Origin of the sequence: Nitrobacter sp. 62-23, from assembly GCF_001897285.1 — a bacterium.
GTDB lineage: Bacteria > Pseudomonadota > Alphaproteobacteria > Rhizobiales > Xanthobacteraceae > Nitrobacter.
The window spans coordinates 1-8,639 of record NZ_MKSM01000084.1; the positions used below are offsets into that span (position 1 = coordinate 1).

12 protein-coding genes are annotated in these 8,639 nt (G+C 62.2%); all 12 read left to right on the forward strand.

Translation table 11 applies throughout. The annotated features are described in order from the left end of the window. Positions 1-89: 89 nt before the first annotated feature. Complete coding sequence (gene rplF / locus BGO16_RS07645; protein WP_292618023.1) at positions 90-623, forward strand: 50S ribosomal protein L6; 534 nt, start codon at positions 90-92, stop codon at positions 621-623. An 11-nt stretch (positions 624-634) separates the two neighbouring features. Beyond that, complete coding sequence (gene rplR / locus BGO16_RS07650; protein WP_292618024.1) at positions 635-997, forward strand: 50S ribosomal protein L18; 363 nt, start codon at positions 635-637, stop codon at positions 995-997. A gap of 111 nt (positions 998-1,108) precedes the next feature. Then, positions 1,109-1,684, forward strand: a complete 576-nt coding sequence (gene rpsE, locus BGO16_RS07655) for a 30S ribosomal protein S5 (RefSeq protein WP_292618025.1) — start codon at positions 1,109-1,111, stop codon at positions 1,682-1,684. Between the two features lie 68 nt (positions 1,685-1,752). Further along, positions 1,753-1,959, forward strand: a complete 207-nt coding sequence (gene rpmD / locus BGO16_RS07660; protein WP_292618026.1) for a 50S ribosomal protein L30 — start codon at positions 1,753-1,755, stop codon at positions 1,957-1,959. 88 nt (positions 1,960-2,047) lie between these two features. After that, a complete protein-coding gene (rplO, locus tag BGO16_RS07665; protein WP_292618027.1) occupies positions 2,048-2,533 on the forward strand; it encodes a 50S ribosomal protein L15 in 486 nt (161 codons plus the stop codon). Between the two features lie 146 nt (positions 2,534-2,679). Next, entirely contained in the window at positions 2,680-4,011 is a 1,332-nt protein-coding gene (secY, locus tag BGO16_RS07670) for a preprotein translocase subunit SecY (protein WP_292618028.1), read from the forward strand. A 157-nt stretch (positions 4,012-4,168) separates the two neighbouring features. Further along, positions 4,169-4,789, forward strand: a complete 621-nt coding sequence (locus tag BGO16_RS07675) for an adenylate kinase (RefSeq protein ID WP_292618031.1) — start codon at positions 4,169-4,171, stop codon at positions 4,787-4,789. Between the two features lie 306 nt (positions 4,790-5,095). Beyond that, positions 5,096-5,464, forward strand: a complete 369-nt coding sequence (rpsM, locus tag BGO16_RS07680) for a 30S ribosomal protein S13 (protein ID WP_009797115.1) — start codon at positions 5,096-5,098, stop codon at positions 5,462-5,464. Between the two features lie 121 nt (positions 5,465-5,585). Then, positions 5,586-5,978, forward strand: coding sequence for a 30S ribosomal protein S11 (gene rpsK, locus BGO16_RS07685; protein ID WP_292611394.1), 393 nt, complete (start codon positions 5,586-5,588; stop codon positions 5,976-5,978). Between the two features lie 96 nt (positions 5,979-6,074). Further along, on the forward strand, positions 6,075-7,106 hold the full coding sequence (locus BGO16_RS07690) for a DNA-directed RNA polymerase subunit alpha (RefSeq protein WP_292618032.1): 1,032 nt from the start codon (positions 6,075-6,077) through the stop codon (positions 7,104-7,106). Between the two features lie 199 nt (positions 7,107-7,305). Then, complete coding sequence (gene rplQ, locus BGO16_RS07695) at positions 7,306-7,722, forward strand: 50S ribosomal protein L17 (protein ID WP_292618033.1); 417 nt, start codon at positions 7,306-7,308, stop codon at positions 7,720-7,722. Positions 7,723-8,075: 353 nt separating this feature from the next. Then, positions 8,076-8,639 (forward strand): trypsin-like peptidase domain-containing protein (locus tag BGO16_RS07700; protein ID WP_292618034.1); only part of this gene is annotated, 564 nt, incomplete at its 3' end.

Here is an 8,639-nt window from a genome sequence, read left to right on the forward strand (position 1 = left end):
GTTCTCTTTACGGTGTTCTAGTGCGCATGTCGCGAATGTGGGAACCGGTTTTGCGGCAACGCGCGCAGACTAAGATGAAGGATTGAGCCATGTCACGCATTGGCAAGAGGCCGGTCACGGTGCCGTCGGGTGTGACCGCGACCGTCGAAGGGCAGACCGTCAAGATGAAGGGGCCGAAAGGCCAGCTTCAGTTCGTCGTCCATGACGATGTCGAGGTGAAGCTCGAGGACGGCGCGGTGAAGGTCGCGCCGCGATACGAGACCAATCGCGCGCAGGCGTTGTATGGCACGGCGCGCGCGCAGGTCGCCAACCTCGTCTCGGGCGTTACCAAGGGTTTCGAGAAGAAGCTCGAGATCGTCGGCGTCGGCTATCGTGCCGCCTTGCAGGGCAAGACCTTGCAGCTCGCGCTCGGCTACAGCCACGACGTCAATTATGCGATTCCGGAAGGCATCACGATCGCCGTGCCGAAGCCGACCGAAATCACGATCACGGGCAACGATGCGCAGCGCGTCGGCCAGGTCGCGGCCGAGATCCGCGGCTATCGTCCGCCGGAGCCCTACAAGGGCAAGGGCGTGAAATACGCCGATGAAAAGATTTTCCGCAAGGAAGGCAAGAAGAAGTAACGGAGCCGGTCATGTCGAAATTGAAGATTACGAATGCCCGGCGCAAACAACGCGTGAGGCTGTCGTTGCGCCGCACCGCCAACGGCCGTCCGCGGCTGTCGGTGTTCCGTTCGTCCAAGCATATCTATGCCCAGGTCATCGACGACCAGAAGGGCGAGACGCTGGCGTCGGCGTCATCGCTGGAGAAGACGATGCGCGAGGCGGGCAACACCGGCGCCAACATCGAGGCCGCCAAGGCGGTCGGCAAGCTGTTGGCGGAGCGGGCGGTGAAGAACGGTGTCAAGGAAGTGGTCTTCGACCGCGGCAGCTATCTCTATCATGGTCGCGTCAAGGCTTTGGCCGATGCGGCCCGCGAGAGTGGATTGAGCTTCTAATGCGTAGCCCGCAAAAAGCGGAAACGGGTTTTGCGACAGGAATACGCGTGTTGAAATTGGTATCGAACGGACAGGACGGGGCGGAAGCCTCACAAGGATCGGAAAAACACCATGGCAGGTGAACGCGAACGCGGCGGACGCGAACGGAGCAGGGATCGCGAGGAGCGCGACAGCGAGTTCGTCGACAAGCTCGTCCACATCAATCGTGTGGCGAAGGTCGTCAAGGGCGGCAAGCGTTTCGGCTTCGCGGCGCTGGTTGTGATCGGAGACCAGAAGGGCCGCGTTGGCTTCGGCCACGGCAAGGCGCGTGAGGTGCCGGAGGCGATCCGCAAGGCGACGGAATCGGCCAAGCGCAATCTGACGCGCGTGGCTCTGCGCGAGGGTCGGACGCTGCATCACGACATCGCGGGGCGTCATGGCGCCGGCCGCGTCTACCTGCGCGCCGCGCCGGCCGGCACCGGGATCATCGCCGGCGGCCCGATGCGCGCCGTGTTCGAGACGCTCGGCATTCAGGACGTGGTTGCGAAGTCGGTCGGCTCGTCCAATCCCTACAACATGGTTCGCGCGACCTTCGACGCGCTGAAGCATCTGGATTCGCCGCGCTCGGTCGCCGCCCGCCGCAACATCAAGGTTTCCACCCTGCAGGCGCGCCGGGTCGGCGGCGACGTCGAAGCGGTTGCCGAATAACGAGGCTGAGCCGGAGCGGCTGACGCCGGGCCGGTCAACCAGCCGGACAGCATTTTGGAGTGAGGACGATGGCCAAGACTGCGAATGGGGCCGGAAAGACGATCAAGATCGAGCAGACCGGCAGCGCGATCCGCCGCCAGCACCTGCAGCGTTCGACGCTGGTCGGGCTCAGGCTCAACAAGATCGGCCGGGTCTCCGAGTTGCAGGACACGCCCGAGGTTCGCGGTATGATCGCGAAGGTCCGGCACATCGTCAGGGTGATCGACGAGACATAACGATTTGCCGTCACGGCCGGCCTGGTGCCGGAACGAGAAACGTGGATGGCCGGGAGCCCGGCACGGCGGACATGACGAGGACGCGACAATGAAACTCAGCGATATCGCCGACAACGCAGGTTCGCGGAAGAAGCGGATGCGGATCGGCCGGGGTATCGGCTCCGGTAAGGGCAAGACCGGCGGCCGTGGCGGCAAGGGCCAGACCGCGCGCTCGGGCGTGCGCATCAAGGGCTTCGAGGGCGGCCAGATGCCGCTGCACCGCCGCCTGCCGAAGCGTGGCTTCAATAACATTTTCCGGCTGGCGTTCGCCGAGATCAACCTCGACCGGCTCCAGGCCGCGATCGATGCCGGCTCGATCAACGCGAACGAGACCGTCAACGCCGAGTCGCTGGTGAAGTCCGGCGTGGTGCGGCGCGCCAGGGACGGGATCCGCCTGCTCGGCCGCGGCGAGATCAAGGCGAAACTCACCATCGAGGTCCATGGGGCCTCGAAGTCTGCAATCGCGGCGGTCGAGAAGGCCGGCGGCTCGGTGAAAATCCTTGCGCCGAAAAAGGACGAAGGCGAGGCGGCGTAACATCTGCGTCATCGCCTGCGTTGGCGCACGATGCCAGACTTGCGAATGGTAGATTTATCGACAGCCGAGCACCACAAGAGGTTTGAGGTCCGGGTGCCCACTATCGCGGAGCATGACGGCAAGGTTGGCGCGGGAGAAAGCTGAATATGGTCTCAGCGGCGGAACAACTGGCGGCGAACCTTAACTTCTCGGCGTTCGCGAAAGCCGACGAACTGAAAAAGCGCATCTGGTTCACGCTGGGCGCGCTGCTCGTCTACCGGCTCGGCACCTACATTCCGCTGCCCGGCATAGATCCCACGGTCTGGCAGAAGGTTTTCAACTCCCAGGCCGGCGGCATCCTCGGGATGTTCAACATGTTCTCCGGCGGTGGCATCGACCGCATGGCGATCTTTGCCCTGAACATCATGCCGTACATTTCGGCATCGATCATCCTGCAACTGTTGACCAGCGTGTCGCCGAAGCTGGAGGCCCTCAAGAAGGAGGGCGAGGCCGGCCGCAAGATCATCAATCAGTACACCCGCTACCTCACCGTGGTGCTGGCGTTCTTCCAGTCCTATGGCATCGCCGTCGGCCTCCAGGGCGCCGGCAACGTCGTCACCAACCCCGGCATGTTCTTCCTGATCTCGACCGCGATCACGCTGACCGGCGGCACCATGTTCTTGATGTGGCTCGGCGAGCAGATCACCTCGCGCGGCATCGGCAACGGAATTTCGCTCATCATCATGGCGGGCATCGTCGCCGAGTTGCCGTCCGCGCTCGCCAACATGCTGGAGCTTGGCCGTCAGGGCGCGTTGTCGACCGGGATCATCCTGATCGTCCTGATCATGGTGGTGGCCGTCATCGCCTTCATCGTGTTCATGGAGCGCGCCCAGCGCAGGCTGCTGATCCAGTATCCGAAGCGCCAGGTCGGCAACAAGATGTTCGAGGGGCAGTCCTCGCACCTGCCGCTGAAGCTCAATACCTCGGGCGTGATTCCGCCGATCTTCGCCTCGTCGCTGCTGCTGCTGCCGACGACGGTTGCGAATTTCAACGCCGGCAGCGGACCGGAGTGGTTCCAGTGGCTAAACACCCAGCTCGGTCATGGCCGGCCGCTGTTCCTGTTCCTCTATCTCGCGCTGATCGTGTTCTTCACCTTCTTCTACACCGCGATTGTCTTCAACCCCACCGAGACCGCCGACAATCTGAAAAAGCACGGCGGGTTCATTCCGGGCATCAGGCCGGGCGAGCGCACCGCCGAATATATCGATTACGTGCTCTCGCGCATCACTGTGCCGGGGGCGATCTATCTCGCGGTCGTCTGCCTGATTCCGGAGATTCTGATTTCCTACGCCGCGGTGCCGTTCTACTTCGGCGGCACCTCGCTCCTGATCGTCGTCAGCGTGACGATGGACACGGTGTCGCAGGTGCAGGGGTATTTGCTGGCCCATCAATATGAAGGGCTGATCAAAAAATCCAAATTGCGGGGGCGGCGCCGATAATTCCGATGTCGGCCGGCCGGTCACATTCGCGCTCGGTGCGCCATGGCGACGCGACAGCGTGGCTTATGAACTTGCGTGAGGATCGGTGCCCGTCCCCAATACCGAAACGTGGGTGCGCGGCCGCTCGCGCGCGCAACCGGCGAGGGGGCATTTCGTCATGAGACTGATTCTTCTCGGACCGCCAGGCGCAGGGAAGGGAACCCAGGCGCAGCGCCTGATCCACGATTACGGAATCGTTCAGCTCTCCACCGGCGACATGCTGCGCGCGGCTGTCGCCGCAGGCACGCCGGTCGGCCTCAAGGCGAAGGACATCATGGCGAGCGGCGGGCTGGTTCCCGACGATGTCGTCATCGGTATCATTTCCGATCGGCTCGACCAGCCTGATGCGGCCCGCGGGTTCATCCTGGACGGCTTTCCACGCACCGTGCCGCAGGCCGAAGCGCTGGACCAGTTGCTCGACTCAAAGAAGCTCAACCTCGACGCCGCTATCGAACTTCGGGTCGATGAGCGCGCGCTGTTGCAGCGGGTGGAAACCCGGGTGGCGGAAATGAAGGCGCGGGGAGAGCAGGTGCGCTCCGACGATACGCCCGAGGTGCTCTCGAAGCGCCTGGCGAGCTATCGGACCCTCACCGAGCCGCTCATTCGCTACTATTCGGAGCGCGGCAAGCTGCTGACCGTTGACGGCATGATGGCCGTCGAGGATGTCACGCGGGATATTCGCCATGTCCTGAGGCGGTCGGGAGTGCCGACGTCGAAATTCGGCGTCCGCAGGTGGTAAGGCTGCCCGGAAATCGATCCCAAGAAGCATGATCGCCCCAATAGTTTGTCATGCCGGATGGGAAACCGGCAGGAGACAACGAGCAAAAAGGCGGTCAAAAAAGTCACGAAAAAGCGAGCAAATGGCTTGAAACGGTTGACGAAACGATACTCAATCCCTAATAAGCGGTCATCCAGCGGATCGTTTGAGACGATGCCGGACCCCAGGATTGCGCGGGTCGGGCGTCGTGTTCGTGTTTGAGGATACCCGCCTGAAATATCGAAGGAAAGGCCGGCCCGTCGAAGGCCGGTGACAGGAGAAAAGTCTGTGGCCCGTATTGCCGGCGTGAATATCCCGACCAACAAGCGCGTCGTCATCGCGCTTCAATATATCCATGGCATCGGTCAGAAGAATGCCGCCGAGATCATCGAGAAAGTCAAGATTCCGGCGGATCGCCGGGTCTCGCAACTGACCGATCAGGAAGTGCTTCAGATTCGTGAAGTCATTGATCGCGACTACCTCGTCGAAGGCGATCTTCGCCGTGAAGTCGGCATCAATATCAAGCGGCTGATGGACCTCGGCTGCTATCGCGGCCTGCGTCATCGCCGCGGTTTACCGGTGCGCGGCCAGCGCACGCACACCAACGCGCGCACCCGCAAGGGACCGGCCAAATCGATCGCCGGTAAGAAGAAGTAACGAAAGCGATAAACGAGCGGGGACCAGCGGATAGTCGTTTCTATCGCTGCCTTGTCGTTCGCTACTCGCTGGTGGAGCCGCTGGCATTACGGCGGCGTTGAGATCACAGGAAAGGCTGACAATGGGTAAGGAAGCTGCGACACGCGTGCGCCGCCGCGAACGCAAGAACATCGCGTCCGGCATCGCGCATGTAAACTCGTCGTTCAACAACACCACCATCACCATCACCGACGCGCAGGGCAATACCATCGCCTGGTCGTCGGCCGGAACGATGGGCTTCAAGGGATCGCGCAAATCGACCCCTTACGCGGCGCAGGTTGCTGCGGAAGACGTTTCAAAGAAGGCGCAGGAACACGGGATGCGCACCCTCGAGGTCGAGGTGGCAGGTCCGGGTTCGGGACGCGAGTCGGCGCTGCGCGCATTGCAGGCCGCGGGCTTCACCGTCACTTCGATCCGCGACGTAACCGCGATACCGCATAATGGTTGCCGTCCGCGCAAGCGCCGGCGCGTGTGATATTCGGCCGCGGGCGGTTTGGTGCCCGCGCAGGTTCAAGACCTACTTTATCGCGCGGGTTGATCCGCGCCCTCTAACGCCAGAGATCTTGACGGCATGGGTGATACAGTGACGATCCAGAAAAATTGGCAAGAGCTCATTCGGCCGAGCAAGCTGCAGGTCGTTCCAGGCAGCGATCCCTCCCGCTTCGCGACCCTGATCGCGGAGCCGCTCGAACGCGGCTTCGGCCAAACGCTCGGTAACGCGCTGCGGCGCATCCTGCTGTCGTCACTGCAGGGCGCCGCGGTACAGTCGGTGCACATCGACGGCGTGCTGCACGAGTTCTCCTCGATCGCGGGCGTTCGCGAGGACGTCACCGACATCGTGCTGAACATCAAGGACATCTCGATCAAGATGCAGGGCGAGGGTCCCAAGCGCATGGTCGTGAAGAAGCAGGGACCCGGCACGGTCACCGCGGGCGACATCCAGACCGTCGGCGACATCGTGGTGCTCAACCCCGAGCTTCAGATCTGCACCCTCGACGACGGCGCCGAAATCCGCATGGAATTCACCGTTGCTGCCGGCAAGGGTTACGTCGCCGCCGAGCGCAACCGGCCCGAGGACGCACCGATCGGACTGATCCCGGTCGACAGTCTGTATTCGCCGGTGCGCAAGGTGTCCTACAAGGTCGAGAACACCCGCGAGGGCCAGATCCTCGACTACGACAAGTTGACGATGACGATCGAGACCAACGGCGGCGTGACGCCGGAGGACGCCGTGGCTTTCGCCGCGCGCATCCTGCAGGATCAGCTCAACGTCTTCGTGAATTTCGAGGAGCCGCGCAAGGAGGTCTCCGCCGAGATCATTCCCGATCTGGCGTTCAACCCGGCCTTCCTCAAGAAGGTCGATGAGCTGGAACTGTCGGTGCGCTCGGCCAACTGCCTGAAGAACGACAACATCGTCTACATTGGCGACCTGGTGCAGAAGTCGGAAGCGGAGATGCTGCGCACGCCGAACTTCGGCCGCAAGTCGCTGAACGAAATCAAGGAAGTGCTGGCCCAGATGGGTCTCCATCTCGGCATGGAAGTTCCGGGCTGGCCGCCTGAGAATATCGACGAACTGGCCAAGCGCTTCGAGGATCATTACTGAGTTGTCTGTCATTCCGGGCGAGCCGGAGGCTCGCACCCGGAATCAGGAAATTTGAAATTTATCGGATCTGTTTTCCGGATTTCGGATCCGCTGCCTGCAGCGTCCGGAATGACGGAAGCAGCATCACCGGGCGAACGCAGGATGCCCACCTGCATTGGATGTCCGGCCCGCGGCCGCGACAAGGATTGAGGAAAGAGACATGCGTCACGGCAAGGTTCACCGCAAGCTCAACCGCACCGCGGAGCATCGCAAGGCGATGTTCGCCAACATGGCGGCCTCGCTTATCAAGCACGAGCAGATCGTCACCACGCTGCCGAAGGCGAAGGAGTTGCGTCCGATCGTCGAGAAACTCGTGACGCTCGGCAAGAAGGGCGGTCTGGACAAGCGCCGTCAGGCGATCAGCGAGATGCGCGACGTCGATCAGGTGAAGAAGCTGTTTGACGTATTGGCGTCCCGCTACAAGGACCGCCAGGGCGGCTATACCCGCATCATCAAGGCCGGCTTCCGTTACGGCGACAACGCGCCGATGGCGGTGATCGAGTTCGTCGATCGCGACTTCGATGCCAAGGGACAGGACTCCGGTCCGGTGCAGGAGAAAGCCGCCGAGGAGGACTGACCTTCCGCGGCATCCAGAAGACATCGAAAGCGGCGCGTTAAGCGCCGTTTTTGTTTATGGCCGGCGATTTGATATAGCTGGCGACGTCATTCGGTCCATGACTGCCGGCGGCGCTTGACCCCGAATCGCGAGCTTTATCGAGTCGCGCTGGAACTTCGATTGCGCCTTGCGGTCGAAGGCCGAAATCGGGGCGCGTCATCTTCGGCGACCGTTCCGCCTCAGGCGAAATCAAAAGCGACTACATGACTTTGATTTGAGGTGTTTCTCCGCACGAGCCGATGCCCACTTCGTTCGAAAACGTTATATTGCATCGCCGGACGACTTATATTCCGTTCGTTTTCCGAGAGGCCTCGATGTTCCGAATCAGTGCTTTGCTTGCGGCGGCTCTGTGCGCCGCCGTCGTCACCGGCAGCGTCAGCTCTGCAACGGCGCAGGATCGCCGCGTGCCGGCGTCTCAGGCTGAACTCCGTCTGTCCTATGCGCCGATCGTGCAGCGGGTGGCGCCGGCGGTGGTCAACGTCTACGCCGCCAAGGTGATCCAGAACCGCAATCCGCTTCTCGACGACCCGATCTTCCGCCGCTTCTTCGGCGTTCCTGGCCAGCAGCCCGAACAGATGCAGCGTTCGCTCGGCTCCGGCGTGATGGTCGATCCCTCCGGCCTGGTCGTGACCAACAATCACGTCATCGAAGGCGCCGATCAGGTCAAGGTCGCCCTGGCGGACAAGCGTGAGTTCGAAGCCGAGATCGTGCTCAAGGACACGCGAACCGACCTCGCGATCCTGCGCCTGAAGAATGTGCATGAGAAGTTTCCGACGCTCGATTTCGCCAATTCGGATGAGTTGCAGGTCGGCGACGTCGTCATCGCGATCGGAAACCCCTTCGGCGTCGGACAGACGGTGACGCACGGCATCGTGTCG

Coding starts and splice junctions, on each gene's coding strand:
- BGO16_RS07690 (WP_292618032.1), top strand. CDS start 6,075: ATGGGTGATACAGTGACGATCCAGAAAAATTGGCAAGAGCTCATTCGG.
- rpsK (WP_292611394.1), top strand. CDS start 5,586: ATGGGTAAGGAAGCTGCGACACGCGTGCGCCGCCGCGAACGCAAGAAC.
- rpsE (WP_292618025.1), top strand. CDS start 1,109: ATGGCAGGTGAACGCGAACGCGGCGGACGCGAACGGAGCAGGGATCGC.
- rpmD (WP_292618026.1), top strand. CDS start 1,753: ATGGCCAAGACTGCGAATGGGGCCGGAAAGACGATCAAGATCGAGCAG.
- rplR (WP_292618024.1), top strand. CDS start 635: ATGTCGAAATTGAAGATTACGAATGCCCGGCGCAAACAACGCGTGAGG.
- rplQ (WP_292618033.1), top strand. CDS start 7,306: ATGCGTCACGGCAAGGTTCACCGCAAGCTCAACCGCACCGCGGAGCAT.
- rplF (WP_292618023.1), top strand. CDS start 90: ATGTCACGCATTGGCAAGAGGCCGGTCACGGTGCCGTCGGGTGTGACC.
- rplO (WP_292618027.1), top strand. CDS start 2,048: ATGAAACTCAGCGATATCGCCGACAACGCAGGTTCGCGGAAGAAGCGG.
- BGO16_RS07675 (WP_292618031.1), top strand. CDS start 4,169: ATGAGACTGATTCTTCTCGGACCGCCAGGCGCAGGGAAGGGAACCCAG.
- secY (WP_292618028.1), top strand. CDS start 2,680: ATGGTCTCAGCGGCGGAACAACTGGCGGCGAACCTTAACTTCTCGGCG.